The organism is Streptomyces sp. NPDC001348 (assembly GCF_053597535.1).
In genome coordinates, this window is the sequence record NZ_JBSFIK010000020.1 from 80,397 (window position 1) to 106,356 (window position 25,960).

The following is a 25,960-nucleotide window of genomic DNA, read 5'->3' on the forward strand; positions in this document are numbered from 1 at the left end:
GCAAGCTCACCATTGGGGACGGGTCGAAGTGCCGTGTCGGCAGTCCCTAAACTCGGCTTGTTTCAAGGAGGGAGCCTCAATCGTGCGCAAGGTGCTCATCGCCAACCGTGGCGAAATCGCTGTCCGCGTGGCCCGGGCATGCCGGGACGCGGGTATCGCGAGCGTTGCCGTCTACGCCGACCCGGACCGGGACGCTCTGCATGTCCGCGCCGCGGATGAGGCGTTCGCCCTGGGCGGTGACACTCCGGCCACCAGCTACCTCGACATCGGCAAGGTCCTCGGTGCCGCCCGTGAGTCCGGCGCCGACGCCATCCATCCGGGCTACGGCTTCCTGTCGGAGAACGCGGAGTTCGCCCAGGCCGTGCTGGACGCGGGTCTGATCTGGATCGGTCCGCCGCCGCAGGCCATCCGCGATCTGGGTGACAAGGTGGCGGCCCGTCACATCGCCCAGCGTGCGGGCGCCCCGCTGGTGGCGGGCACGCCGGACCCGGTCTCGGGTGCGGAGGAGGTCGTCGCGTTCGCCAAGGAACACGGCCTGCCGATCGCGATCAAGGCGGCGTTCGGTGGCGGCGGCCGGGGTCTGAAGGTCGCCCGGACGCTGGAGGAGGTCCCCGAGCTGTACGACTCGGCGGTCCGTGAGGCCGTGGCCGCGTTCGGCCGGGGCGAGTGCTTCGTCGAGCGTTACCTCGACCGGCCGCGGCACGTGGAGACGCAGTGCCTGGCCGACCAGCACGGCAACGTGGTCGTGGTGTCGACCCGTGACTGCTCCCTCCAGCGGCGGCACCAGAAGCTGGTGGAGGAGGCTCCGGCGCCGTTCCTGTCCGAGGAGCAGGTCGCGGAGCTCTACCGGGCGTCGAAGGCGATCCTGAAGGAGGCCGGGTACGTCGGCGCCGGCACCTGTGAGTTCCTGGTGGGTCAGGACGGCACGATCTCCTTCCTGGAGGTCAACACCCGTCTGCAGGTCGAGCACCCGGTGACCGAGGAGGTCGCCGGCATCGACCTGGTGCGGGAGATGTTCCGCGTCGCCGACGGCGAGGAGCTCGGCTACGACGACCCGGTGCTGCGCGGTCACTCGTTCGAGTTCCGTATCAACGGTGAGGACCCGGGCCGCAACTTCCTGCCCGCCCCCGGCACCGTCACCCGTTTCGACGCACCGTCGGGTCCGGGCGTCCGCCTGGACGCGGGTGTGGAGGCGGGCAGTGTGATCGGCCCGGCGTGGGACTCGCTGCTGGCCAAGCTGATCGTCACCGGCCGCACCCGCAAGGAGGCGCTGGAGCGGGCCGCGCGTGCGCTGGACGAGTTCCAGGTCGAGGGCATGGCCACGGCCATCCCGTTCCACCGCACGGTGGTCAGGGACGCGGCGTTCGCGCCCGAGCTGACCGGCTCCACGGACCCGTTCAAGGTCCACACCCGGTGGATCGAGACCGAGTTCGTCAACGAGATCAAGCCCTTCACCGCTCCGGCCGATGGCGAGTCGGACGAGGAGCCGGGCCGTGAGACGGTCGTCGTCGAGGTCGGCGGCAAGCGGCTCGAGGTCTCCCTGCCCTCCTCGCTGGGCATGTCGCTGGCCCGCACCGGGCTGGCCGCCGGCGCCAAGCCCAAGCGGCGCGCGGCGAAGAAGTCCGGCCCGGTGGCTTCCGGCGACACCCTCGCCTCCCCGATGCAGGGCACGATCGTGAAGGTCGCGGTCGAGGAGGGCCAGGAGGTCAAGGAGGGCGACCTGGTCGTCGTCCTGGAGGCCATGAAGATGGAGCAGCCGCTGAACGCGCACAAGGCCGGCACCATCAAGGGTCTCAGCGCGGAGATCGGCGCGTCCATCAGCTCCGGCGCGGCCATCTGCGAGATCAAGGACTGATCTTCCGGTACAGCGGTACGGGACTCCGGGCGCCCGGCGGACGAAGCACTCGTCCGCCGGGCGCCCTGTCGCGGGGCCGGTCCTTCCCGGCCCGGTGGCATCCTGGAGGCGAGTCGGGCGGCGAGAGGGCGGGTGGAGGCCAGGTGGGTGCGACCGCGGAGGGGCCTGCCCGGCCCGGGGACACGGCGGTGCCGCCCGTCGTCCCGCGGGCGATGCGCGCCGACGCCCGCCGGAACCACGACCGGCTGCTCGCCGAGGCCCGCGCCGCGTTCGCCGCGCACGGCACCGACGCCTCCCTGGAGGACGTGGCGCGGCGCGCGGGTGTCGGCATCGGCACGCTCTACCGGCACTTCCCGAACCGGCAGGCGCTGATGAGCGCGGTCTTCGAGGACGCGGTGGGCGAACTCCTCGTCCGCGCCCGTGAACTCCTCGACTCCCCCGAGCCCTGCTCGGCCCTGGTCACCTGGCTGCGCGAGATGGTCACGCACGCCGGTGAGTACCGGGGTCTGGCACGGGCGCTGATGTCGGTGCCGGCCGAGCCGTCCTCCGCACTGGCCCGCTGCAGCACCCCGATCCGCGAGGCGGGCGGCGCGCTGCTGGCCCGGGCTCAGGAGGCGGGCGCGGTAAGGCCGGACGTCCCGATCGGGGACCTCCTCCAGCTGACCCACGCGATCGCCCTGGCGGCCGACGAGTCCCCGGGCGACCCCGCCCTGGCGGACCGCCTGCTCCGGCTGACGCTCCGGGGGCTGAGGGCTCCCGAGGAGAGCACACGACCCACCAGGGCGTGACCGGGCGATCCGGACCCCCTGGGCGCACCAACGCCCAGCCCGGAACGGGAAGCCGGCAGCCGGCGCGGCAGCCGGCACGCTGCACCCCCGAGGGCTCAGGGGCGGAGCCCCGCCGGGGGCAGGGACAACGCCCCGCCGGGGGCAGGGGCAACGCCCCGCCGGGGGCAGGGACAACGCCCCGTCGGGTGCAGGAACACAACCCATGCCGGAGTGCACGAACACAACCCATGCCGGGGTGCAGGGGCGCAGCCCCGCCGGGGTGCAGGGACAACGCCCCGCCGGGTGCAGGGGCAAGGCCCGTCGGGTGCAGGAACACAACCCATGCCGGGGTGCAGGGGCGCAGCCCCGCCGGGGTGCAGGGACAACGCCCCGTCGGGGGCAGGGGCAAGGCCCGTCGGGTGCAGGGGCGCAGCCCATGCCGGGGTGCACGAACACAGCCCATGCCAGGGTGCAGGGGCGCAGCCCCGCCGGGGTCTGGGGCGGAGCCCCAGGGTGGGGTGACTGCTCAGTCGACCGTCACGGGTGGGTGGGTGGGAAACGGGCGGTCAAGGGCGGGACGAAGCCCCAGACAGGGCCCTGGGCGAACCCCCACGGCACTGGAGTCGCGGCAGCCCCGGCGGCGGCGCCGCACAGCACCCCTCACATCAAGACGCCCCACCGCGCCCCCAGCGGCAGCGCACGGCTCAGCGGCGCCGCATGTCCGCCACGCGGGGGCGGTCCGCGGTCGTGGGCTGTTCGGCGCCCAGGACGGAGGCCGAGCGCAGGCCCGTACCGGGCACCTGACCGCGACGGGGCCCCGGGAGGGGCACGTCCCGGCGCTGCTGGCGCGCCGGGACGTGGTCACCCCCCGGGTTTCCGGTCGCCCCGGCCACGGCGATCTGCACCCCCTGGTCGGCGAGGGCCTGGAGCTCGGTGGCGGCGCGGTCGTCATGGGCGGGCGGGTCGTCGGTGACCAGACGGGTGATGAGGTCCGTGGGGACGGTCTGGAACATCGTGTCCGTGCCCAGCTTGGTGTGGTCGGCGAGGACCACGACCTCCGCGGCCGCCTGCACCAGGGCACGGTCGACGGACGCCGACAGCATGTTGGACGTGGACAGCCCGCGCTCCGCGGTGAGACCGCTTCCGGAGAGGAAGGCCTTGGAGACCCTGAGCCCCTGCAGGGACTGCTCCGCGCCGGAGCCCACGAGGGCGTAGTTGGAGCCGCGCAGGGTCCCGCCGGTCATCACGACCTCCACGCGGTTGGCGTGGGCGAGCGCCTGGGCGACGAGCAGGGAGTTGGTGACCACGGTCAGACCGGGCACCCGGGCGAGTCTGCGGGCCAGCTCCTGCGTGGTGGTCCCCGCCCCCACCACGATGGCCTCGCCTTCTTCGACGAGTCCCGCCGCGAGGTCGGCGATGGCCGTCTTCTCGGCGGTCGCGAGATGGGATTTCTGCGGAAAGCCGGACTCCCGCGTGAACCCGCCCGGCAGTACCGCACCGCCGTGCCGGCGGTCGAGGAGTCCTTCTGCCTCCAGTGCCCGCACGTCCCGTCGTACGGTCACTTCGGAGGTCTGGACGACACGGGCGAGTTCACGGAGCGACACGGCCCCGTTCGCTCGCACCATTTCGAGGATCAATTGGCGACGTTCTGCAGCGAACACGAAACTGACAGTAACGCGGGTGACCGTCTGCTTTCAGCGGTTTGCGCCGAATAGCAGAAGTTGTTCGCACGGCAGGGCGGGAAGTGGTATAGGACCTATCCATCCCGCCTATGCCGCGCGCATGGTCCGGCGACTCCCCGTGACCAGCGGGGACTCGCGTCCGCCGTCAGATCTCGGCACCCGTCTTGCGCGTGTGCAACTGCCGTGCCACTTCGGCGATCGAGCCCGAAAGCGACGGGTACACGGTGAAGGCGTTCGCGATCTGCTCGACCGTCAGATTGTTGTCGACGGCGATCGAGATGGGGTGGATGAGTTCCGAGGCGCGCGGCGCCACGACCACACCGCCGACGACGATCCCGGTGCCCGGCCGGCAGAAGATCTTGACGAAGCCGTCCCGGATGCCCTGCATCTTCGCGCGCGGGTTGCGCAGCAACGGGAGCTTGACGACCCGCGCGTCGATCTTGCCCGCGTCGACGTCGGCCTGGGAGTGGCCGACGGTGGCGATCTCGGGGTCGGTGAAGACGTTCGAGGAGACCGTCTTGAGGTTGAGCGGGGTCACCGCGTCGCCGAGGAAGTGGTACATGGCGATACGTCCCTGCATCGCGGCGACGGAGGCGAGGGCGAAGATGCCGGTGACGTCGCCTGCCGCGTACACACCGGGCGCGCTGGTCCGGGACACCCGGTCGGTCCAGATGTGCCCGGAGTCGCGCAGCCGTACGCCCGCCTCCTCCAGGCCGAGGCCCGCGCTGTTCGGGACGGCGCCGACGGCCATCAGGCAGTGCGAGCCGGAGATGACGCGGCCGTCCGCGAGGGTGACCTCCACCCGGTCGCCGACCCGTTTGGCGGACTGGGCGCGGGAGCGGGCCATGACGTTCATGCCGCGGCGGCGGAAGACGTCCTCGAGGACGGCGGCGGCGTCCGGGTCCTCGCCGGGGAGCACCCGGTCGCGGGAGGAGACGAGGGTGACCTTGGAACCGAGGGCCTGGTAGGCACCGGCGAACTCGGCGCCCGTGACACCGGAGCCGACCACGATGAGCTCCTCGGGAAGCTCGTCGAGGTCGTAGACCTGGGTCCAGTTCAGGATGCGCTCGCCGTCGGGCTGGGCGTCGGGCAGCTCGCGCGGGTGACCGCCGGTGGCTATGAGGACGGCGTCGGCGGTGAGCGTCTCCTCGGTGCCGTCGGCGGCACGGACGACGACCTTGCGGGAGCCGTCGAGGGCCTGCATGCCCTCCAGCCGGCCGCGGCCGCGCATGACCCGGGCGCCGGCGCGCGTGACGGAGGCGGTGATGTCGTGCGACTGGGCGAGGGCGAGCCGCTTCACCCGGCGGTTGACCTTCCCGAGGTCCACCCCGACGACCCGGGCCGCCTGCTCCAGCGGCGGGGTGTCGTCCGCGACGATGATGCCCAGCTCCTCGTACGACGAGTCGAAGGTGGTCATCACCTCCGCCGTCGCGATGAGCGTCTTCGACGGCACGCAGTCGGTCAGCACCGACGCTCCGCCCAGACCGTCGCAGTCGACGACGGTCACCTCCGCGCCGAGCTGCGCGGCCACCAGCGCCGCTTCGTATCCGCCGGGTCCGCCACCGATGATCACGATCCGAGTCACGTACTCCATTGTCCCGCACGCCTCGAAGTGCTTCCGTCCGGGGGCGCCGGGTCCCGCTGCGCGGGTTGCCTCCGGTGTCGCCCGCGGTGCTGCCCGCGGGCGACACCGGGGTGGCGAGGCCGGGACTTCCGACTGCCGTACCCTCGATCCATGTCGTCGCTCTACGCCGCCTACGCCGGCAATCTCGACGCACGGCTGATGTCCCGCCGCGCCCCGCACTCGCCGCTGCGCGCCACCGGCTGGCTGAACGGGTGGCGGCTGACCTTCGGCGGTGAGCAGCTGGGCTGGGAGGGTGCGCTGGCCACGCTCGTCGAGGACCCCATCTCGCAGGTGTTCGTGGCGCTGTACGACATCGCGCCGATGGACGAGGAGTCCATGGACCGCTGGGAGGGCGTCGGCCTCGGCATCTACCGGCGGATGCGCGTCCGGGTGCACACGCTGGACGGGTCGGAACCGGCATGGGTGTACGTGCTGAACGGATACGAGGGCGGGCTGCCGTCGGCCCGGTACCTCGGGGAGATCGCCGACGCGGCGGAGTCGGCGGGGGCACCGCACGACTATGTGATGGAGCTGCGGAAACGGCCCTGCTGAGGCGGTTCGCCACTAAAATCGGGTCGAGCGAAGCAGGAACGGGAGGGCTCCATGGCCCCCATCGCGCAGTACGACGTGTACTACACCGAGCAGGCCGCCGCGGCCCGCGACCGGCTCGACGGCCAGCAGCGCGACGCCTTCGAGAAGGGCATCGCGCTCCTGTCCCGTGACCCTTTCCTCCCGGTGTCCCGCCCCATAAGCTCCACCGGCGACGACCGCACGATCCGGCTCACGCAGAACATCCTGGTGGAATACACCGTCAGCCGGGGACGTCTGCTGATCTTCATCGTCGAGGTCTTCAACGACAAGGACGTCCTCGTCCCGGGCGAGGGCTGACCAGGGCGAGGGCCGACCCGGTACGGGCGCCCGTCGCCGGCTCGCCGGAAACGACAAGACAACGATCGCGTTCCCGTGAGCTCCAACATCTACGCGCGTAGGCTCGAAGCGGCTACCCTCGTCCGCGTGAACGCATCTCTTCTTCCGGACGACATCCAGGGCGACCCGTACAAGGCCGCCGACACGGCCGCCGCCCGCCTGCGCGAGCTCACGGGGGCCGAGACCCACGACGTCGCCCTCGTGATGGGCTCCGGCTGGGCACCCGCCGTCGACGCCCTGGGGGCTCCCGACGCGGAGTTCCAGGTCACCGAGCTGCCCGGCTTCCCGGCACCGGCCGTCGAGGGCCACGGGGGCAAGGTCCGCTCGTACGTCATCGGTGACAAGCGCGCGCTGGTCTTCCTGGGGCGTACGCACTACTACGAGGGCCGCGGGGTCGCCGCCGTGGCGCACGGGGTGCGTACCGCGGTGGCCGCGGGCTGCAAGACCGTGGTGCTCACCAACGGATGCGGGGGTCTGCGCCAGGGCATGCGGCCCGGACAGCCGGTGCTGATCAGCGACCACATCAACCTGACGGCGACCTCGCCGATCGTCGGGGCGAACTTCGTGGACCTGACCGATCTGTACTCGCCGCGGCTGCGGGCGCTGTGCAAGGAGATCGACCCGTCGCTGGAGGAGGGCGTCTACGCCCAGTTCCCCGGCCCGCACTACGAGACGCCGGCCGAGATCCGGATGGCCCGGGTGATCGGGGCGGACCTGGTGGGCATGTCGACGGTGCTCGAGGCCATCGCGGCGCGGGAGGCCGGGGCGGAGGTGCTGGGGATCTCCCTCGTGACGAATCTGGCCGCCGGTATGACCGGGGAGCCGCTGAACCACGAGGAGGTCCTGCAGGCCGGGCGGGACTCGGCGGCGCGGATGGGCGCGTTGCTCGCGCGCGTGCTCGGCCGGTTGTAGGCGCGGGTGGGCTCTGGCGGGGGGCCGGCTGGGGCTCCGCCCCGGACCCCGGCGTTTCCCACCCACCCGTCACGGTCAACTGAACAGTGAACCCAGCTGGGGCTCCGCCCCGGACCCCGCCGGCAGGGGCTGTCGCCCCTGGACCCCGTTTCCCACCCACCCACCCGTGACAGCCAACTGAACAGTGGCCCCACCTGGGGCTCCGCCCCAGACCCCAGCGGGGGCTCCGCCCCCCCTGCACCCCCGGCGGGTCACCCCCACGACACCCTCGTGGGGGCACCGCCCCTGCACCCCCTGCGGGGCACCGCCCTGCACCCTCGTGGGGGCACCGCCCCCGCACCCCCGGGCACCGCCCCCGCACCCCCGCGGGGCACCGCCCTGACACTCCACTGGGCACCGCCCCTGCACACTCTGGGCGTGGCCGTCGCCGGATACGGAACCGACCGCTTTCCGGCGGGGCTCCGACCCTGCCACCCCACGGGGCTCCGCCCCTACACCCCCTCGCGGGGGCTCCTGCCCCCGCGCCCCGTCTGGCTCCGTCGGCGGGCGGCGCCGGCGCCGCCCGGCGATACGCGGCCCGTCCGGGGGTGCCCCCTCTGGGGGAGTTCGAGGACGAGGCCGTCCGGGGCCGACGCGGGGGCCGGGGGCGGCGGCCCCCGGCAGACAGACGGCACCAGCAACGAGCAACACCAACGAGAGGTTGACCCGACGTGCACGACGATCTCATCGCACGGGCCAAGGCGTGGCTGGCCGAGGACCCCGACGTGGAGACCCGTGAGGAACTCGCCGCGCTGATCGACGCCGGGGACGTCGAGGAGCTCGACGCACGGTTCGGCGGGACGCTGCAGTTCGGTACCGCGGGGCTGCGGGGCGAGCTGGGGGCGGGGCCGATGCGGATGAACCGGGCCGTGGTCATCCGGGCCGCCGCCGGGCTCGCGGCGTACCTGAGGAAGAAGGGGCAGGCCGGCGGAGTCGTCGTCATCGGCTACGACGCCCGGCACAAGTCCGAGGACTTCGCCCGCGACACCGCCGCCGTGATGACGGGCGCGGGGCTGCGCGCCGCGGTGCTGCCCCGGCCGCTGCCGACCCCCGTCCTGGCCTTCGCCATCAGGCATCTCGGCGCGGTCGCCGGCGTGGAGGTCACCGCCAGCCACAACCCGCCCCGGGACAACGGCTACAAGGTGTACCTGGGCGACGGTTCCCAGATCGTCCCGCCCGCCGACGCCGAGATCGCCGCCGAGATCGACGCGATCGTCTCCCTCGACGACGTCCCGCGTCCCGACACCGGCTGGGAGACCCTCGACGACTCCGTCCTCGACGCCTATCTCGCCCGTACCGACGCCGTCCTTGCCGAGGGCTCCCCGCGTACCGCCCGTGCCGTCTACACGGCGATGCACGGCGTCGGCAAGGACGTGCTGCTGGCCGCGTTCGCGCGGGCCGGGTTCCCGGAGCCCGTCCTCGTCGCCGAGCAGGCCGAGCCCGACCCGGACTTCCCGACCGTCGCCTTCCCCAACCCGGAGGAGCCGGGGGCGATGGACCTGGCCTTCGCGAAGGCGCGGGAGACGGAGCCCGACCTGGTCATCGCCAACGACCCGGACGCCGACCGGTGCGCCGTGGCCGTCCGGGACGGGGACGGGTGGCGCATGCTGCGGGGTGACGAGGTGGGTGCCCTGCTCGCCGCCCACCTGGTGCGGCGCGGGGCGCGCGGCACCTTCGCCGAGTCCATCGTGTCGTCCTCGCTGCTCGGGCGGATCGCCGCGAAGGCGGGGCTGCCGTACGAGGAGACGCTCACGGGCTTCAAGTGGATCGCCCGGGTGGACGGGCTGCGGTACGGCTACGAGGAGGCCCTCGGCTACTGCGTCGATCCGGACGGGGTGCGGGACAAGGACGGCATCACGGCCGCGCTGCTGGTCACGGAGCTGGCCTCCGAGCTCAAGGAGCAGGGGCGGACCCTGCTCGACCTCCTGGACGACCTCGCCGTGGAGCACGGCCTGCACGCCACCGACCAGCTCTCGGTCCGGGTCCAGGATCTGTCGGTCATCTCCGAGGCCATGCGGCGCCTGCGCGAGCAGCCGCCGACCGAGCTGGCCGGACTCGGCATCACCAGGGCCGAGGACCTCACCCGGGGGACCGACAGGCTGCCGCCGACCGACGGCCTGCGCTACACCCTCGACGGCGCCCGCGTCATCGTGCGGCCCAGCGGCACCGAGCCGAAGCTGAAGTGCTACCTGGAGGTCGTCGTGCCGGTCGCCTCGCACGCCGAGCTGCCGGCCGCCCGCGCCCGGGCCGCCGAGCTGCTCGCGGCGGTCAGGCGCGATCTGTCGGCGGCCGTCGGCCTCTGAGCCGTACGCACACCGTGCCGCCGTGCCGGTGACGTCGCGCTGATGGGATGTCCCTGCCGCCAGGGGCATCCCATCGGTGCTGTCCGGCCGGGCCCGTCCTGCCGGCTCGCCACGGCAGCCGCCCCTCCGACGGCGGCACAGCGGGCGGCGGCCACTGTGCCGGTCGTCGGCCGGGGCGGGCAGGCGCGGAGGGGGGGGCAGGCGCGGAGGCGGGCAGGCGCGGGGCAGACCCGCGCCGCGTGGCGGTGATGCCGGGGTGGTGGGCGTGATGGGCGGTCACGCGTGACGCGCGGCACGGAGGCCTGCGCCGGTGCGGCCCGTCCGGGCCGGGAGCCGGCGTGGGCCGGGAGCCGGCGTGGGCCGGGTTCACGCGGTGGCCACCGCCGCGGCGGTGGCCGCCAGCAGGGGCGCGGCAGGTCGAACATGTGCTCCAGCCGGGCCCGTCAGCCCGTGAAGCGCAGGATCGCCAGCAGGATCGCCCCGGCCACCGCGGGCGCCGCGACCTCGTACGCCCAGCGGACGGTGACCTCGCCCTGTGCCGTCTCCGCCTGCTCGCGGTCCTCCAGCATCCCCCGCAGGTCGTCCATGATCTTGTCGGTCTCGGCACGGGTCGGGCCGTCCGGTACGGCGGAGCCACGAAGGCCGCCCCCGAGCCCGCGGCCCAGTCCTCCGAGCCCGCGGCCCAGTCCTCCGAGCCCGCGGCCCGGTCCGCCGGGCCTGCCGCCCGCACGGGCCGCCGCCTCGGCGTGGGTCTGCCGCCGGGTGGCCTTCTTGCGGGCGCGGAGCGAGACGGGGATGGCCCACAGCTGGTACTTGGCGCCGGCCTTGGTGACGACCTCGTTCGAGTAGCCGGAGCGCAGGGAGGCGATCTGCCCCCAGGGCAGCGTGATCACCCGGAAGGGGTTGCGCACGCGCAGCCGGTCGTCGCCCGCGAAGACGGCCGGGCGCAGGGTGAACGCGGTCACCAGCGGAACGACGAGGATCAGAGCGGCGAGCGCCAGCCACGGGGTGCGGCCGTGCCCCTTGATCAGCGCGTCGACGCCGAGCCACCCGACGACGACGAGCAGCAGGACACCGCCCAGGAGCGCCATCGGGGAGCGGTAGATCAGGTCCTTGGTGGCGGGCGCCGGGGGGTGCGGCTCGGATGACTGGCGGTCCGGGGTCGTCATGCTCCCGATTCTGCCCGACGCCTCCGGAAGCCCACGTACACGGTCTCGCGGGCGGTCTCGTACGCGGTCCCGCGGGCGGTCTCGTACGCGGTCCCGCGGGCGGTCTCGTACGCGGTCCCGCGGGCGGTCTCGTACGCGGTCCCGCGGGCGGTCCCTCCGCGGTGCCGGGCCATGGGACGAGTACCCGGGGGTGTACAGCCGCTACGCGCGTAGATATGCTCGGCTGGTGACCATGCCCAGTACTGCACCCGCTGTTCTCGCTGACGTCACCGCGTCCGACAGCACGCTGCGCCGCTTCCTCCACGGGCTGCCCGGCGTCGACGCGGTCGGCCTGGAGGCGCGCGCCGCCTCGCTCGGCACCCGTTCCATCAAGACCACCGCGAAGGCGTACGCCATCGACCTCGCCATCTCGATGGTCGACCTGACGACGCTGGAAGGCGCGGACACCCCGGGCAAGGTCCGGGCGCTCGGCGCCAAGGCCGTCCACCCCGACCCGACCGACCGTACGGCCCCCGCGACCGCGGCCGTCTGCGTCTACCCCGACATGGTGACCGCCGCGAAGGAGGCCGTCGCCGGCTCGGGCGTGAAGGTCGCCTCGGTCGCCACCGCCTTCCCGGCCGGCCGCGCCGCCCTCGACGTGAAGCTGGCCGACGTCCGCGAGGCCGTGCTGGCCGGCGCCGACGAGATCGACATGGTCATCGACCGCGGGGCGTTCCTCGCGGGCAAGTACCTGAAGGTGTACGACGAGATCGTCGCGGTGAAGGAGGCCTGCGGGACCTCCGCCCGCCTGAAGGTCATCTTCGAGACCGGCGAGCTGTCGACGTACGACAACATCCGGCGCGCGAGCTGGCTCGGCATGCTGGCGGGGGCCGACTTCATCAAGACCTCCACCGGCAAGGTCGGGGTGAACGCCACGCCCGCCAACACCCTGCTCATGCTGGAGGCCGTGCGGGACTTCCGTGCGCAGACCGGGGTGCAGGTCGGCGTGAAGCCGGCCGGCGGCATCCGGACCAGCAAGGACGCGATCAAGTTCCTCGTCCTGGTCAACGAGACCGTCGGCGAGGACTGGCTGGACAACCACTGGTTCCGCTTCGGCGCCTCCTCGCTCCTGAACGACCTGCTGATGCAGCGTCAGAAGCTGGCCACCGGCCGCTACTCCGGCCCCGACTACGTGACGGTGGACTGATCACCATGGCTGCATTCGCATACGCACCCGCCCCCGAGTCCCGCTCGGTCGTCGACATCGCACCCTCGTACGGCCTGTTCATCGACGGCGAGTTCACCGAGGCGGCCGACGGCAAGGTCTTCAAGACCGTGTCGCCGTCCACCGAGGAGGTCCTCTCGGAGGTCGCGCAGGCCGGTTCCGAGGACGTCGACCGCGCGGTGCGGGCCGCCCGCAAGGCCTTCGAGAAGTGGTCGGCGCTGCCCGGCTCCGAGCGCGCCAAGTACCTGTTCCGCATCGCCCGCATCATCCAGGAACGCAGCCGCGAGCTGGCCGTCCTGGAGACGCTGGACAACGGCAAGCCCATCAGGGAGACCCGCGACGCCGACCTGCCCCTGGTCGCCGCGCACTTCTTCTACTACGCGGGCTGGGCGGACAAGCTGGAGCACGCCGGGTTCGGCCGGGATCCGCGGCCGCTGGGCGTGGCCGGCCAGGTCATCCCGTGGAACTTCCCGCTGCTGATGCTGGCGTGGAAGATCGCACCGGCGCTGGCGACCGGCAACACGGTCGTGCTGAAGCCGGCCGAGACCACTCCCCTGTCGGCGCTGTTCTTCGCGGACATCTGCCGCCAGGCGGGCCTGCCCAAGGGTGTCGTCAACATCCTCCCGGGCTACGGCGACGCGGGCGCCGCGCTCGTAGCGCACCCGGACGTGAACAAGGTCGCCTTCACCGGCTCCACCGCCGTCGGCAAGGAGATCGCCCGCACGGTGGCCGGCACGCGCAAGAAGCTCACCCTGGAGCTGGGCGGCAAGGGCGCCAACATCGTCTTCGACGACGCGCCCGTCGACCAGGCCGTCGAGGGCATCGTCACCGGCATCTTCTTCAACCAGGGCCAGGTCTGCTGCGCGGGCAGCCGCCTGCTGGTCCAGGAGTCGGTCCACGACGAGGTGCTCGACTCCCTCAAGCGCAGGCTCTCCACCCTCCGCCTCGGCGATCCGCTCGACAAGAACACCGACATCGGCGCGATCAACTCCGCCGAGCAGCTGGCCCGGATCACCTCGCTCGCCGACCGGGGCGAGGCCGAGGGCGCCGAGCGCTGGTCACCGGCCTGCGAACTGCCCAGCGCCGGTTACTGGTTCGCGCCGACGCTCTTCACCAACGTCACCCAGGCGCACACCATCGCCCGCGACGAGATCTTCGGCCCGGTCCTGTCGGTGCTGACCTTCCGTACGCCGGACGAGGCGGTCGCCAAGGCGAACAACACGCAGTACGGACTGTCGGCGGGCATCTGGACCGAGAAGGGCTCCCGCATCCTGGCCGTCGCGAACAAGCTGCGCGCCGGTGTCGTCTGGTCCAACACGTTCAACAAGTTCGACCCGACCTCGCCGTTCGGCGGCTACAAGGAGTCGGGCTTCGGCCGCGAGGGCGGCCGCCACGGCCTGGAGGCGTACCTCGATGTCTGACGTGACCCGTCTCTCCGTCTTCAAGACCTACAAGCTGTACGTCGGCGGGAAGTTCCCGCGTTCCGAAAGCGGTCGGGTGTACGAGGTGACCACGAGGACATCACCCGCTGACGCGGCGGGCAAGGGCAAGTGGCTGGCCAACGCCCCGCAGGCCTCCCGCAAGGACGCCCGGGACGCGGTCGTGGCCGCGCGCAAGGCGTTCGGAGCCTGGTCCGGTGCGACCGCGTACAACCGGGGCCAGATCCTCTACCGCGTAGCGGAGATGCTGGAGGGCCGCCGCGACCAGTTCGTACGGGAAGTCGCCGAGGCCGAAGGCCTGTCCAAGTCCAAGTCCGCCGCCGTCGTGGACGCCACGATCGACCGCTGGGTCTGGTACGCGGGCTGGACCGACAAGATCGCCCAGGTGGTCGGCGGCGGCAACCCGGTCGCGGGCCCGTTCTTCAACCTCTCCTCGCCCGAACCGACCGGCGTGGTGGCGGTGCTGGCCCCGCAGGAGTCGTCCTTCCTGGGCCTGGTCTCGGTGATCGCCCCGGTGATCGCCACGGGCAACACGGCGGTCGTGGTGGCGTCCGAGAAGGCCCCGCTCCCGGCCCTGTCGCTGGGCGAGGTGCTGGCCACCTCCGACCTGCCCGGCGGAGTCGTCAACGTCCTGTCCGGCCGTACGGCGGAGATCGCTGCGCCGCTGGCCGCACACCAGGACGTCAACGCGATCGACCTGGCGGGCGCCGACGAGGTGCTGGCGAAGGAGCTGGAGATCGCTGCCGCGGACAACCTGAAGCGGGTCCTTCGTCCACAGCCTGTGGACACGGCCGACTGGACGGCGACTCCGGGCACCGACCGCATGACGGCGTTCCTGGAGACCAAGACCGTCTGGCACCCGACGGGTTCGCTGGGGGCGTCCGGCTCGTCGTACTGACCGCCGCCGCCCACGGCAGCGAGCCGCGTTTCCCCTCGGCCCGGGGAAACGCGGCTCGCTGCCGTGGATGCCGGTTCCGGCGAGCGGATCGGGCCTGATGCCGGCGACCCGACCGGTGATGCGCCGCGTCGAGCCGCCCGGCGTCCGCGCGCCGGCCTGCGTGCCCCTGCCGCCCGGCGGGAGAGAACGGCGATCAGCGCACGCCATGGGCCGGAATTCCGGTAATGGTTCGGACACTGACGGTAGTTGAGGTGTGATCCGCGCTCCAAAGCCGGCCCGCGAGGTCGGCAGCGGTCGCACCATGCGTCAAACTGGTGTTCCGTGAGCATTCATCCCCCGTCACCCGCCCGTGTCGTGCTGCTGTGCGGCCCCTCGGGCTCGGGCAAGTCACTCGTCGCCGCCCGTTCCGGGCTCCCCGTCCTGCGCCTCGACGACTTCTACAAGGAGGGCGACGACCCGACGCTGCCTGTGGTGGAGGGGAGTTCGGACATCGACTGGGACCATCCGAAGTCGTGGGACGCGGATGTCGCCGTCGAGGCCATCACCCGGCTGTGCGCCACGGGGTCGACGCCCGTACCGGTGTACGACATCGCGCTGAGCGCCCGTACCGGCGAGGAGACGCTGCGCATCGGGCGGGCCCCGCTGTTCATCGCGGAGGGCATCTTCGCCGCCGAGATCGTCGAGCGCTGCCGTGAGCTCGGGGTGCTGGCGGACGCGCTCTGCCTGAGCCGCGGGCCCGTCACCACCTTCCGCCGGCGCTTCCTGCGGGATCTGCGGGAGGGGCGCAAGTCTGTGCCGTTCCTGCTGCGCCGCGGCTGGCGGCTGATGCGGGCGGAACGCATGATCGTCGCCCGCCAGACCTCGCTGGGCGCCCACGCGTGCGACCGGGACGAGGCGGTGGGCCGGCTGGCGGCCGCGGCCGCAGGCCGCCGCGCCACGGCGCGGACGACGGCGGCCTGAGGCCCGGCCGCGCTGTCCGGGTGGCTCAGCCGCCCGGGCAGCCCGCGGTCGAATAGGTCCAGCAGTGCGAGGACCACTTGTTGTCGTCCGAACCGCTGAAGTTCGTGCCGGCGCCGGGCGGCAGACCCCAGGTGTCACCGGCCCAGTTGTCCAGCTGGTAGAACCACAGGTTGTGGTTGGGGTCCTTGTTCTTGGCCGAGCTCGCCTTGTTGTCGATGGTGGTCGACGTGCCGTGGAAGACGAGTCCGCTGTAGCTCTTCTTGCTGGACAGCGTGTCGTAGATGCCGCCCGCGTAGTCCTGGAGACGGTAGATACAGGCCTCACCCGAGTCGCAGGTGCCGTCGTTGCTGGCGGCCTGCGCGGGCGTCATCGCGGCGAAGACGCCCGCGACGGACATCAGCGATGCCGCCAGGAGTGCGCGTCCTCTTCTCATGTCTGTTTCCTTTCGGTACGGAGCACGTGACCCTGACACACGGGGTGGGGCCGGATGGGACCCCGTTCCCGCGATTGACCGAAAGATCGACAATCATGGCCGAAAAGCATGTGTTCGAACTGTCTTACGTTCCGGGCGACTTGACGGTGTGTCCCACTAGTGATCAGCTGAAACATGCGTAACTGGAGGACCCCGGCCGGTGGCACGGGCGTGACGATCACGCTGGCGGCCGCTCTGGCGGTTCTCGCCACGGCCTGCGCCGGCGGGAACACGGGCGGGAAGACGGACGGAAACGGTCAGGGCACCCGGGACAGCACACCGGCCGTCGCCACCTCGTTCGCCCACGCGCCGAGGGACTACCCGCTGGACGCGTACCGGCCCACCACCGACGAGAGCGGGACCGTCGACCACGCGGTCGTCGTCCTGGCCCGTTCCTGCATGCGGAAGTTCGGCGAGAGCTGGCCCGCGTACCAGGCCCCTCCGGGCAGCATCCCGCTCAACGCCCGCAAGTACGGTCCGACCGACCTCGCGTCGGTCCGCGTCTACGGCTACAAGCCGCCGCTGCCCGACGGCGTCACCCGGCAGCAGGCGGTTCTCGCCCAGCAGCGGGCCGTCGCCGCCGACAAGACGATCACTCCGGCCGCGAAGGCCGTCTTCACCGGAGCCGCGACGGAGGGCGCGAAGGTCCCGCCGGGCGTCCCCCAAGGGGGCTGCCACGGGCAGGCCCAGCGCTCGGCGCGGGCCGACAGGGCGGCGGACGACCTGATGGAGGTCCAGACGCTGTTCGTCCAGGCGTCCCGCGGTACAGCGAAGGACCCGGCCACGGTCGCCCTGGACAAGCGGTGGAGCGCCTGCATGCGCAAGGCCGGGCTGGACTACCCCGATCCGCTCACCGCGGTCGACGACTCGACCTGGCGCGAACAGAAGACCAGCGCCTTCGGCCCCCATCCGGCCTTCCCGGCACCGTCCCGCAAGGAGATCTCCACGGCGGAGGCCGATGTGCGCTGCAAGGCCGAGACCGGCTACGTGGCGAAGCGGTACGCCGTCGAGGCCCGCCGCCAGCGGCAGCTCATCAAGGAGCACCGGAGCGCACTGGCCGCGGTGCTGGAACGCAAGCGGCGCATGGTGGAACGGGCCGAGGCCGTGGTCGCGGCCGACAAGGGGAAGTAGGGCGTACGCGGAGGGCCGGACGGCGAAGGACCGGACAAACGAGAGCGGGACTGGACGGACCCCCCGGCCCTCCAGTCCCGCACTCCGCCCACGTCCCCCGTGACGGAGTTCCCCGCGATCCCCCTTGCTTCCCCCGTTCTTCCCCCGTGATTCCCCCGGTTCCCCCGTGTTTCCCCAGGTGGTACTCCCCCGCCGAGCCCATCAGCGGCCTACGGCCGCGGGCCCCTACCTTCAGGCGACCAGCTCCCCGAAGGCGTATTCCTCGTCACGGCCGAAGCTGAGGACCTCGTCCTCGCGCAGCCGGCGGAGCGACCGCCAGATGCTGGACTTGACCGTGCCGACACTGATGTCGAGGATCTCCGCGATCTCCGGGTCCGTGCGGCCCTCGTAGTAGCGCAGGACCAGCATGGTGCGCTGGAGCTCGGGCAGCCGGGCCAGCGCCTGCCACAGCACCGCGCGCAGCTCGGTGCCGCGCATGGCGTCCGTGTCGCCGGGCGTCTCCGGCAGTTCCTCGGTCGGGTACTCGTTGAGCTTGCGGCGCCGCCAGGCGCTGATGTGCAGGTTGGTCATGGTGCGGCGGAGGTACCCGCCGACCGCGGCCTTGTCGCTGATCCGGTCCCAGGCCCGGTAGGTCGAGAACAGCGCGCTCTGCAGCAGGTCCTCGGCCTCGAAACGGTCACCGGTGAGGTGGTAGGCGGTCGCGTACAGGGAGGCGCGGCGCTCCTGGACGTAGGCGGTGAACTCCACCTCCGTCAGCGAGCGGCGCTCCCCCGAGGCCTCCCCGTACGCGGTTCCCCCGTGTGCTTCCCCCGTGTGCGCGTCAACCACCGACATATAAGCCGGAAGCTGACGCCCGGCGCCGCGAGCGCACCCCCGAGCTCCCGCGACCCCGGACTTCTCGGAACCCCGGTTCACGTCGTGCAGCCGCGTGACCACTGCGCTGGTGCTGGTGCCGTGCAGCGTGTTCATCTCGCGCCCCCCGTCGTGGACTTCCGGTGTTCGTCTCGCTCAGGCCGTCTGGCTTGCCTGTGCCGAAAAGCTTGCCGACGGCACTTCATGGCCATGTCCGCCGACTGTCACAGACCTGTCACAGGGGTCGGTCACACGGATGTCACACCGTGCGCACAGGTGGTCGCGGTACGGGGTCCCGGGAGGCCGCCCGGACGCACAGGTCGTCCGGGAGCCTCTCCATGGGCCAGAATGAGCCCGTGCCTTCCCTGTTGCTGATCGAGGACGACGACGCCATCCGCACCGCCCTGGAGCTGTCTCTTACGCGCCAGGGTCATCGGGTTGCCACCGCTGCCACCGGCGAGGACGGCCTGAAGCTGCTGCGCGAGCAGCGGCCGGACCTGATCGTGCTGGACGTGATGCTGCCCGGCATCGACGGGTTCGAGGTGTGCCGGCGCATCCGGCGCACGGACCAGCTGCCGATCATCCTGCTGACCGCCCGCAACGACGACATCGACGTGGTGGTCGGGCTGGAGTCCGGGGCGGACGACTACGTGGTCAAGCCGGTGCAGGGCCGGGTCCTCGACGCCCGCATCCGGGCCGTGCTGCGGCGCGGCGAGCGGGAGTCCAGCGACTCGGCGACGTTCGGGAGTCTCGTCATCGACCGCTCGGCGATGACCGTGACGAAGAACGGCGAGGACCTCCAGCTGACGCCGACCGAGCTGCGGCTGCTGCTGGAGCTGAGCCGGCGCCCGGGACAGGCGCTGTCCCGGCAGCAGCTGCTGCGGCTGGTGTGGGAGCACGACTACCTCGGTGACTCGCGGCTGGTGGACGCCTGTGTGCAGCGGCTGCGCGCCAAGGTCGAGGACGTCCCGTCGTCCCCGACGCTGATCCGTACCGTCCGCGGTGTCGGCTACCGGCTGGACACGCCTCAGTGACGAAGGAGCAAGGGGGGTTCCGCGGCTGGTCCGCGGGGCGCAAGGGAGCTGTGTCGCGGCTGCGTTTCACCAGTCTGCGGCTGCGGCTGGTCGTGGTCTTCGGGCTGGTCGCCCTCACCGCCGCCGTGTCGGCGTCCGGCATCGCGTACTGGCTGAACCGTGAGGCGGTGCTGACCCGTGCCCAGGACGCGGTGCTGCGTGACTTCCAGCAGGAGATGCAGAACCGGGCCGGTGCGCTCCCGGTGCCGCCCACACAGGACGAACTGCAGCGCACCGCCGGTCAGATGGCGGCCAGCAGCCAGCGCTTCAGCGTGCTGCTGGTCGCGACGGACGCCGACGGCAGGACGGTGTACGGGAACTCCGGCGGCCTGAACGGGTTCGCGCTGGAGGACGTGCCCGGATCGCTGCGGGCCGCGGTGAACAAGCAGCAGAAGGTGGCCGACGGCAACAAGTCGCCGTACCACCTGTACTGGCAGCGGGTCGTCGACCACGGCACCCCGTACCTGGTCGCCGGTACGAGGGTGATCGGCGGCGGCCCGACCGGCTACATGGTCAAGTCGCTGGAACCGGAGGCCAAGGACCTCAACTCCCTCGCCTGGTCGCTCGGCATCGCCACCGGACTGGCGCTGGTCGGCTCGGCGCTGCTCGCGCAGGCCGCGGCGGGGACCGTGCTGAAGCCGGTGCACCGGCTCGGTGTCGCCGCACGGCGGCTCGGCGAGGGCAGACTGGACACCCGGCTGAGGGTCTCCGGGACCGATGAACTCGCCGATCTCTCGCGGACGTTCAACAACGCGGCCGAGGCGCTGGAGCAGCGGGTCGCGGAGATGGCCGCGCGGGACGAGGCGTCCCGGCGGTTCGTCGCCGACATGTCCCACGAACTGCGCACTCCGCTGACCGCCATCACGGCCGTGACGGAGGTGCTGGAGGAGGAACTGGAGGCGGAGTCCGGGAGCATCGACCCGATGATCGAGCCCGCCGTACGGCTGGTGGTGAGCGAGACCCGGCGGCTGAACGACCTCGTGGAGAACCTGATGGAGGTCACCCGCTTCGACGCGGGCACCGCCCGGCTGGTCCTGGACGACGTCGACATCGCCGACCAGATCACCGCCTGCATCGATGCCCGCGCCTGGCTGGACGCCGTGGAGCTGGACGCCGAGCGCGGCATCCACTGCCGGCTCGACCCGCGCCGCCTGGACGTGATCCTCGCCAACCTGATCGGCAACGCGCTCAAGCACGGCGGGTCGCCGGTGCGGGTCTCGGTGCGCATCGACGGCGAGGACCTGGTCGTCGCCGTGCGCGACCACGGTCCCGGCATTCCCGAGGACGTCCTGCCGCACGTCTTCGACCGCTTCTACAAGGCCAGTGCCTCCCGGCCGCGTTCCGAGGGCAGCGGCCTGGGCCTGTCCATCGCGATGGAGAACGCGGGCATCCACGGCGGCCGGATCACCGCCGCCAACTCGCCCGAGGGCGGCGCGGTCTTCACCCTGCGGCTGCCGAAGGACGCCTCCGCGCTGGCGGAGGGGAGCGACGGCAAGGGCGACGGTTCGAAGGGTTCGAAGGAAGAGGCGTCATGAACGCACGACGCCTGCTGGCGCTCCCCGTACTCGCCGCGCTGCTCACCGGCTGCGGCATCAGGGCCACCCAGGTGCCCACGGACTTCGGCGCGGCGCCCTCCCGGGTGCCGTGCTCGCTGACCGAGCCGGACCTCACCACGCAGTCCTCGCACGGGGTGCCCGTGCAGGTCTTCCTGCTGTGCGGTTCGTCGCTGGTCACCGTGGACCGTTCGGTGCGCGTCCCGGACGGCACCGCGGACGCCAAGCGCCGGGTGCTGGTGGCCCAGGGGCTGCTGGACCAGCTCGCCCAGACGCCGTCCGCCGGGGAGAAGAACGCCGGCTACACGACGTTCGTGCACGGGGGCATGGCCGTGACCGGGCCGCGCCCGAAGGACCCGGAGGACGCGCTGCGGCTGAGCACCGCCCCCGAACAGCTCACCTCGTACGCCCTCGCCCAGATCGTGTGCACCTTCTCCGACTCGGCCGCGGCCGAGGGGGACGGTTCGGTGATCCTGGGCGGGCCGGACCGCGGACCGCTGCGCCGGTACGAGTGCACCGACGAGGTGCGGTCCCGGCCGGGCAGCGGGATGCCGACGTCCAGCGCGGTGACGGCCGGCTGACGGACCGGGCGCCGTCCGTGCGGCCCCGGGTGTGCCGGAAGCTTCCGGACGCGCGCGTGGCGGATCCGGAACCGATCGTGCACGCGGGCGCGTCTACGGGGGCGTGCAGCGTCAAGGCTCCATCGGCGGCAGCGCCGCGATCCGCGTCCGTGTGACAGGGGGTGCCCTCCTGGTCGCACACCTGGCGCTCGTCGCCTGGCTCACGCTGCGACCCCTGGACGTTCCCTGGATGATGCCCACCAACCTGCGCCCGCTGGCCGGGATCCGGGCCGACCTGGCGCTGGGCTGGGCCGGGGCGGCCCGCCGGATCGGTGCGGGCCTCGCGCTGCTGGCACCGCTGGGCGTTCTGCTGCCGATGGCGCACGGCAGGCTCGCCGTGTCCCCGCTCGCCTCCCTGCTCCGTACGGCCACGACGGGCGCCCTGATCTCCCTGGGCATCGCGCTCTTGCAGACGGGGGTGCCCGGGCGGGTCGTCGACGTCGACTCCCTGCTGCTGAACACCGCCGGTGTGGTGCTGGTCCACCTCGCCCTCGTCCCCGCGGGCCGGTCCTGGCTCCGCCGCAGGAACGAGCGTGTCCGCCGCCCGCAGGAGGAGACTTCTCAGGGGCGGACCCCGACGATTCCCAGGGTCGGTATCGCACCGTAGAGCGACGCTTCGTCTGCTTCGTCCGCGTAGCGTGGAGGTCAGTCGAGGCAGCCGACCGGGGCGGCCTCGCCACGGACGCTCACGAAGGAGCCGACCATGACCGCCCTTGCCCGCCCCACCCATGGCCGCATGATCGGCGGAGTGTGCGCAGCGCTGGCGCGGCGCTTCGGCACCTCCGCGACGACGATGCGGGTGATCTTCCTGGTCTCCTGCCTGCTGCCGGGGCCGCAGTTCCTGCTCTACATAGCGCTGTGGATCCTGCTGCCCGCGGAGGACAAGGCGCGCACGGCCTGGTAGCCCGCCGTACCGTTCGCCGTCGGGGCGCACCGCGTGTGACCGGTGCGCCCCGACGGCAGGTGCGGTGGCCCGGTCAGACGAGCGGAAGACCCTTGGCCAGGCCCCCCGCCACCGGCAGACCGCCGAGCAGCCCGCCGACCGGCGAGGTCGGGCCCTGCCGGAGCGCCTGGTCGGCGACCGGCCGGGTGGCGGCCGTGCCCGCCAGGACCGCGGGCCGGCCCTTGGAGAGCGCCTGACCGGCACCGGGGAGCGCCTTGTCGACGTTCTTGGTCGGCAGCGTCTTGGTGACGCCGTCCAGCGCCTTGCCGGTGTTGGGGAGACCGGCCGCGTCGGCCGTGCCCGCACCGACGGCGGCGATGGCGACACCGAGGGCGGCGACACCGAGGGTCTTGACAGCAGACTGCTTCATCTTGAATGCGTCCTTGACTGGATGACGGGGGACTGAGCGGTCCCCGACCGTAAACACGCGCAGCCACCCCCGCAAACATTGAAATGCGGACGGTCGAGGAGGACCCGTCGGCATTCCGTGCCCTCGATCGCCCTCCGGTCAGCCCTCCGAATCCACAGAACCGCTGGTAGATGCGGTCTGCTGAAAAAGCCATTCGGATTTCAGTTCGGCATATCCGGGTTTGATGACGTCATTGATCATCGCCAGCCGTTCATCGAAAGGGATGAACGCCGATTTCATCGCATTGACGGTGAACCATTGCATGTCGTCGAGCGTGTAGCCGAACGCGTCGACGAGATGCTCGAATTCCCGGCTCATACTGGTGTGGGACATGAGACGGTTGTCCGTGTTCACGGTGGCCCTGAAGTGCAGGCGCCTGAGCAGCCCGATCGGATGCTCGGCGTAGGAGGCGACGGCCCCGGTCTGGAGGTTGGAGCTCGGGCAGAGCTCCAGCGGGATGCGCTTGTCACGGACGTAGGACGCGAGCCGGCCGAGCTTGACCGAGCCGTCCTCGTGGACCTGGATGTCGTCGATGATCCGTACGCCGTGCCCGAGCCGGTCGGCGCCGCACCACTGCAGTGCCTGCCAGATGGACGGCAGCCCGAAGGCCTCGCCGGCGTGAATGGTGAAGTGGTTGTTCTCCCGCTTGAGGTACTCGAAGGCGTCCAGGTGCCGGGTGGGCGGGTAGCCGGCCTCGGCGCCCGCGATGTCGAAGCCGACGACGCCCAGGTCCCGGTAGCGGTTGGCGAGTTCGGCGATCTCCAGAGCGCGGGCCGCGTGCCGCATGGCGGTCAGCAGGGCGCCGACCCGGATGCGGTGACCGTTCCGGCGGGCGATCGCCTCCCCTTCCCGGAAGCCCTCGTTGACGGCCTCGACGACCTCCTCGAGGCTGAGTCCGCCCTCCAGGTGCTGCTCGGGCGCGTACCGCACCTCGGCGTACACGACGCCGTCCTCGGCCAGGTCCTCGGCGCACTCCCGGGCCACCCGGACCAGCGCGTCGCGGGTCTGCATCACGCCGACGGTGTGCGAGAACGTCTCCAGGTACCGCTCCAGGGACCCGGAGTCGGCGGCGTCGGCGAACCAGGTGCCGAGCTTGTCGGGATCGGTCTCGGGGAGCGTGGAGTATCCGGTGTCGCGGGCGAGTTCGGCGATCGTCCCCGGCCGGAGGCCGCCGTCGAGGTGGTCGTGCAGCAGAACCTTGGGCGCCCGGCGGATCCGGTCCGGCGTCGGGGTGTTCGCGGTGCTCTGGCTCGTCATTTCCGCACTCTACCTCCTACGCGCGTAGATCATCCGGTTTACGTTTCCGCCGATACGTAACAGTGACCGCACGGACAGGTGGCGTACGCCGGCACTTCTGACACTGTTCTGTCATGGCACAGGAAGTGACGCCGGCCCGAACGGCCCGGCTGGGCAGGGCAGTCGGCCCGGTGCCGTCGGCGGTGAGCGGCGCGGTCCTGCTGCTGCCCGGCGGCGAGGAGGTATCCGACCGCAGGCCGTCCCCCGTATGGGCGATGGCCTTCGTCCGTGCCCTCGGGCGCCGGCTGGCACGCGCGGGCCGCGACGAGGGACTCGCCACCCATGTCGTCCACTACCGCTACCGCGGCTGGAACGGCGGCGCGGCCCATCCGGCGGCCGACGCGTCCTGGGCGGCGGACGAGGTCGTACGGCGCTACGGCGACGTCCCGGTCTGCCTGGTGGGCGTCGGGATGGGCGGGCGGGCGGCACTGCGGGCGGCCGGGCACGAGGCCGTGCACTCCGTGGTGGCCGTCGCACCCTGGCTGCCCGAGGAGGACCTGGCCGCCCCGGCGGAGCCGGTGAAGCAGTTGGCCGGACGGCGGGTTCTGATCGTCCACGGCACCAACGACGGGCGCAGCGACCCGGAGCTCTCGTTCCGGCTGGCGGTCCGGGCGAAGAAGGCCAACCGCGAGGTGTGCCGGTTCGAGGTGCACTCGGACGGGCACGGTCTGCACCAGTACCGGAGCGAGGTGCAGGCGCTGGTCGAGGACTTCACGATGGGGGCCTTGTTCGGGCACACGCTGGCGCGCCCGCTGGAGGACGCGCTGGCCGCGCCGCCGCCGATCGGGTTGCGGATGCCGTTGGCCGCGGGCTTCGGGCAGTCGATCCGCAAACGCTGAGGCAGGCGCCGGCACGGTCAGGGCAGCAGACTCCCGCGGCGTGAGAGCAGGAACCTCTTGAAGGCGGCCACCGGAGGCGTGTCCGGGTGGCCCGCCAGCCATGCCACGCCGATCTCGCGTGCCGCTCGCGGTGCGGTGACCGTCAGTTCCACCACGCCCGGCCGGGGGAACACCGGCGGTGGCAGGAGGGCCACGCCCAGCCCTGCCGCGACCAGGCCCCGCAGGGTCTCCGCCTCCTCGCCCTCGAAGGCGACGCGCGGTTTGAAGCCGGCCTCGCTGCACAGGTCGTCGGTGATGCGGCGCAGACCGTAGCCGGGTTCCAGGGTGACGAAGGTTTCGTCGGCGGCCTCGGCGAGCCGGACACGCCTGCGGCCGGCCAGGCGGTGGTCGGCGGGGACGACCAGGCGGAGCTTCTGCTCGTCGAGGCGGCGGGCGACCAGGTCGGGGGCGTCGGGCACCGGGGAGGTCAGGCACAGGTCGAGCTCACCGGCACGCAGCCGCTCCAGCATGGCCTCGCCGTAGTTCTGGACGAGGCTGAAGCGGACGCGGGGATGGTCGGCACGGAAGGCCTGGAGCAGACCGGGGACCGTCTCGGCTCCCATGGTGTGCAGGAAGCCGAAGGCGACCTTGCCGGTGGTCGCGTCGGCGTCGGCGCGCACCTCCTCGGCGGCCCGTCCGATGTCGGCGAGGGCACGTTCGACGGAGCCGACGAAGGTACGTCCCGCGGGGGTGAGGGACAAGGTGCGGCCGCGGCGGGCGAAGAGGTCGACGCCCAGGTCCTGCTCCAGGCGGACCATGGCACGCGAGAGCGTGGACTGCGGGACGTTCATCTCCTGGGCGGCGCGGGTCACGTGCTCGGTGCGGGCGACGCCCGCGAAGTACGCCAGGCGTGGCGCGAGCAACATGACGATGTCTTCTGTGTCACTGAACCGTGACAGACGCTCTTGTGACCTCGGCTGATGCACCATGGGAACGATTATGGCGAGTCCGTGC

General features: G+C 72.1%; 25 protein-coding genes. 17 read left to right on the forward strand and 8 right to left on the reverse strand.

Going from position 1 to position 25,960, the window contains the following annotated elements:
• The first annotated feature begins 82 nt into the window (after window positions 1-82).
• Both ACWC21_RS21780 and ACWC21_RS21785 read left to right on the forward strand, forming a co-directional pair.
• Complete coding sequence (locus ACWC21_RS21780) at window positions 83-1,855, forward strand: acetyl/propionyl/methylcrotonyl-CoA carboxylase subunit alpha (RefSeq protein ID WP_450884222.1); 1,773 nt, start codon at window positions 83-85, stop codon at window positions 1,853-1,855.
• Between the two features lie 212 nt (window positions 1,856-2,067).
• Window positions 2,068-2,643, forward strand: coding sequence for a TetR/AcrR family transcriptional regulator (locus ACWC21_RS21785; protein WP_450884347.1), 576 nt, complete (start codon window positions 2,068-2,070; stop codon window positions 2,641-2,643).
• Between the two features lie 683 nt (window positions 2,644-3,326).
• Here the strand turns inward: ACWC21_RS21785 and ACWC21_RS21790 are convergent.
• Both ACWC21_RS21790 and ACWC21_RS21795 read right to left on the reverse strand, forming a co-directional pair.
• Window positions 3,327-4,283 carry a DeoR/GlpR family DNA-binding transcription regulator gene (locus ACWC21_RS21790; protein ID WP_450884224.1) on the reverse strand — a complete coding sequence of 319 codons (957 nt, stop codon included), beginning with the start codon at window positions 4,281-4,283 and terminating at the stop codon, window positions 3,327-3,329.
• A gap of 166 nt (window positions 4,284-4,449) precedes the next feature.
• Window positions 4,450-5,898: an NAD(P)H-quinone dehydrogenase gene (locus ACWC21_RS21795; protein WP_450884226.1), complete on the reverse strand. Its 1,449-nt coding sequence runs from the start codon at window positions 5,896-5,898 to the stop codon at window positions 4,450-4,452.
• 141 nt (window positions 5,899-6,039) lie between these two features.
• On the opposite strand from ACWC21_RS21795, the gene ACWC21_RS21800 reads away from it, so the two are divergent.
• From ACWC21_RS21800 to ACWC21_RS21815, 4 genes are all read left to right on the forward strand, one after another.
• Complete coding sequence (locus ACWC21_RS21800) at window positions 6,040-6,480, forward strand: gamma-glutamylcyclotransferase (protein ID WP_450884228.1); 441 nt, start codon at window positions 6,040-6,042, stop codon at window positions 6,478-6,480.
• 51 nt (window positions 6,481-6,531) lie between these two features.
• On the forward strand, window positions 6,532-6,816 hold the full coding sequence (locus ACWC21_RS21805; protein ID WP_450884230.1) for a type II toxin-antitoxin system RelE family toxin: 285 nt from the start codon (window positions 6,532-6,534) through the stop codon (window positions 6,814-6,816).
• Window positions 6,817-6,942: 126 nt separating this feature from the next.
• The gene (locus ACWC21_RS21810; RefSeq protein WP_450884232.1) at window positions 6,943-7,767 is read left to right on the forward strand and encodes a purine-nucleoside phosphorylase; all 825 of its coding nucleotides are present in this window, start codon (window positions 6,943-6,945) and stop codon (window positions 7,765-7,767) included.
• Between the two features lie 710 nt (window positions 7,768-8,477).
• Window positions 8,478-10,109, forward strand: coding sequence for a phospho-sugar mutase (locus tag ACWC21_RS21815; RefSeq protein WP_450884234.1), 1,632 nt, complete (start codon window positions 8,478-8,480; stop codon window positions 10,107-10,109).
• 443 nt (window positions 10,110-10,552) lie between these two features.
• On the opposite strand, the gene ACWC21_RS21820 is transcribed toward ACWC21_RS21815, so the two are convergent.
• Complete coding sequence (locus ACWC21_RS21820; protein ID WP_450884236.1) at window positions 10,553-11,278, reverse strand: PH domain-containing protein; 726 nt, start codon at window positions 11,276-11,278, stop codon at window positions 10,553-10,555.
• Between the two features lie 232 nt (window positions 11,279-11,510).
• Here ACWC21_RS21820 and deoC point away from each other — a divergent pair, with 232 nt between their 5' ends.
• From deoC to ACWC21_RS21840, 4 genes are all read left to right on the forward strand, one after another.
• Window positions 11,511-12,464, forward strand: coding sequence for a deoxyribose-phosphate aldolase (gene deoC / locus ACWC21_RS21825; protein WP_450884349.1), 954 nt, complete (start codon window positions 11,511-11,513; stop codon window positions 12,462-12,464).
• 5 nt (window positions 12,465-12,469) lie between these two features.
• Window positions 12,470-13,903, forward strand: a complete 1,434-nt coding sequence (locus tag ACWC21_RS21830; protein ID WP_450884238.1) for an aldehyde dehydrogenase family protein — start codon at window positions 12,470-12,472, stop codon at window positions 13,901-13,903.
• Window positions 13,896-14,819, forward strand: coding sequence for an aldehyde dehydrogenase family protein (locus ACWC21_RS21835; protein WP_450884240.1), 924 nt, complete (start codon window positions 13,896-13,898; stop codon window positions 14,817-14,819). Before ACWC21_RS21830 ends, ACWC21_RS21835 begins: the two co-directional genes overlap by 8 nt.
• 321 nt (window positions 14,820-15,140) lie before the next feature.
• Complete coding sequence (locus tag ACWC21_RS21840; protein ID WP_450884242.1) at window positions 15,141-15,779, forward strand: uridine kinase family protein; 639 nt, start codon at window positions 15,141-15,143, stop codon at window positions 15,777-15,779.
• A 25-nt stretch (window positions 15,780-15,804) separates the two neighbouring features.
• Here ACWC21_RS21840 and ACWC21_RS21845 read toward each other — a convergent pair whose 3' ends face one another.
• A complete protein-coding gene (locus tag ACWC21_RS21845; RefSeq protein WP_450884244.1) occupies window positions 15,805-16,212 on the reverse strand; it encodes a peptidase inhibitor family I36 protein in 408 nt (135 codons plus the stop codon).
• A gap of 174 nt (window positions 16,213-16,386) precedes the next feature.
• Between ACWC21_RS21845 and ACWC21_RS21850 the strand changes: the two genes are divergently transcribed.
• Entirely contained in the window at window positions 16,387-17,382 is a 996-nt protein-coding gene (locus ACWC21_RS21850) for a hypothetical protein (protein ID WP_450884246.1), read from the forward strand.
• A gap of 231 nt (window positions 17,383-17,613) precedes the next feature.
• On the opposite strand, the gene ACWC21_RS21855 is transcribed toward ACWC21_RS21850, so the two are convergent.
• On the reverse strand, window positions 17,614-18,351 hold the full coding sequence (locus tag ACWC21_RS21855) for a SigE family RNA polymerase sigma factor (protein WP_450884248.1): 738 nt from the start codon (window positions 18,349-18,351) through the stop codon (window positions 17,614-17,616).
• A gap of 239 nt (window positions 18,352-18,590) precedes the next feature.
• Here ACWC21_RS21855 and afsQ1 point away from each other — a divergent pair, with 239 nt between their 5' ends.
• The 5 genes from afsQ1 (at window position 18,591) to ACWC21_RS21880 (ending at window position 22,384) form a co-directional block, all read left to right on the forward strand.
• The gene (gene afsQ1 / locus ACWC21_RS21860) at window positions 18,591-19,268 is read left to right on the forward strand and encodes a two-component system response regulator AfsQ1 (RefSeq protein ID WP_388791929.1); all 678 of its coding nucleotides are present in this window, start codon (window positions 18,591-18,593) and stop codon (window positions 19,266-19,268) included.
• On the forward strand, window positions 19,265-20,842 hold the full coding sequence (locus tag ACWC21_RS21865; RefSeq protein WP_450884250.1) for an ATP-binding protein: 1,578 nt from the start codon (window positions 19,265-19,267) through the stop codon (window positions 20,840-20,842). Before afsQ1 ends, ACWC21_RS21865 begins: the two co-directional genes overlap by 4 nt.
• On the forward strand, window positions 20,839-21,441 hold the full coding sequence (locus tag ACWC21_RS21870) for a hypothetical protein (protein ID WP_450884252.1): 603 nt from the start codon (window positions 20,839-20,841) through the stop codon (window positions 21,439-21,441). The genes ACWC21_RS21865 and ACWC21_RS21870 overlap by 4 nt, the downstream gene beginning before the upstream one ends.
• A gap of 103 nt (window positions 21,442-21,544) precedes the next feature.
• Window positions 21,545-22,087 carry a VanZ family protein gene (locus ACWC21_RS21875; RefSeq protein WP_450884254.1) on the forward strand — a complete coding sequence of 181 codons (543 nt, stop codon included), beginning with the start codon at window positions 21,545-21,547 and terminating at the stop codon, window positions 22,085-22,087.
• A gap of 96 nt (window positions 22,088-22,183) precedes the next feature.
• The gene (locus ACWC21_RS21880) at window positions 22,184-22,384 is read left to right on the forward strand and encodes a PspC domain-containing protein (RefSeq protein WP_388791921.1); all 201 of its coding nucleotides are present in this window, start codon (window positions 22,184-22,186) and stop codon (window positions 22,382-22,384) included.
• Between the two features lie 73 nt (window positions 22,385-22,457).
• Here the strand turns inward: ACWC21_RS21880 and ACWC21_RS21885 are convergent, their stop codons facing one another.
• Both ACWC21_RS21885 and ACWC21_RS21890 read right to left on the reverse strand, forming a co-directional pair.
• Window positions 22,458-22,793, reverse strand: a complete 336-nt coding sequence (locus tag ACWC21_RS21885) for an ATP-binding protein (protein ID WP_450884256.1) — start codon at window positions 22,791-22,793, stop codon at window positions 22,458-22,460.
• Window positions 22,794-22,931: 138 nt separating this feature from the next.
• Window positions 22,932-24,089: an adenosine deaminase gene (locus ACWC21_RS21890; RefSeq protein ID WP_450884258.1), complete on the reverse strand. Its 1,158-nt coding sequence runs from the start codon at window positions 24,087-24,089 to the stop codon at window positions 22,932-22,934.
• Between the two features lie 113 nt (window positions 24,090-24,202).
• Between ACWC21_RS21890 and ACWC21_RS21895 the strand changes: the two genes are divergently transcribed.
• Complete coding sequence (locus tag ACWC21_RS21895) at window positions 24,203-24,967, forward strand: alpha/beta hydrolase family protein (RefSeq protein ID WP_450884260.1); 765 nt, start codon at window positions 24,203-24,205, stop codon at window positions 24,965-24,967.
• A 17-nt stretch (window positions 24,968-24,984) separates the two neighbouring features.
• Here the strand turns inward: ACWC21_RS21895 and ACWC21_RS21900 are convergent, their stop codons facing one another.
• Window positions 24,985-25,935, reverse strand: a complete 951-nt coding sequence (locus ACWC21_RS21900; protein WP_450884262.1) for a LysR family transcriptional regulator — start codon at window positions 25,933-25,935, stop codon at window positions 24,985-24,987.
• Between the last annotated feature and the right edge of the window lie 25 nt (window positions 25,936-25,960).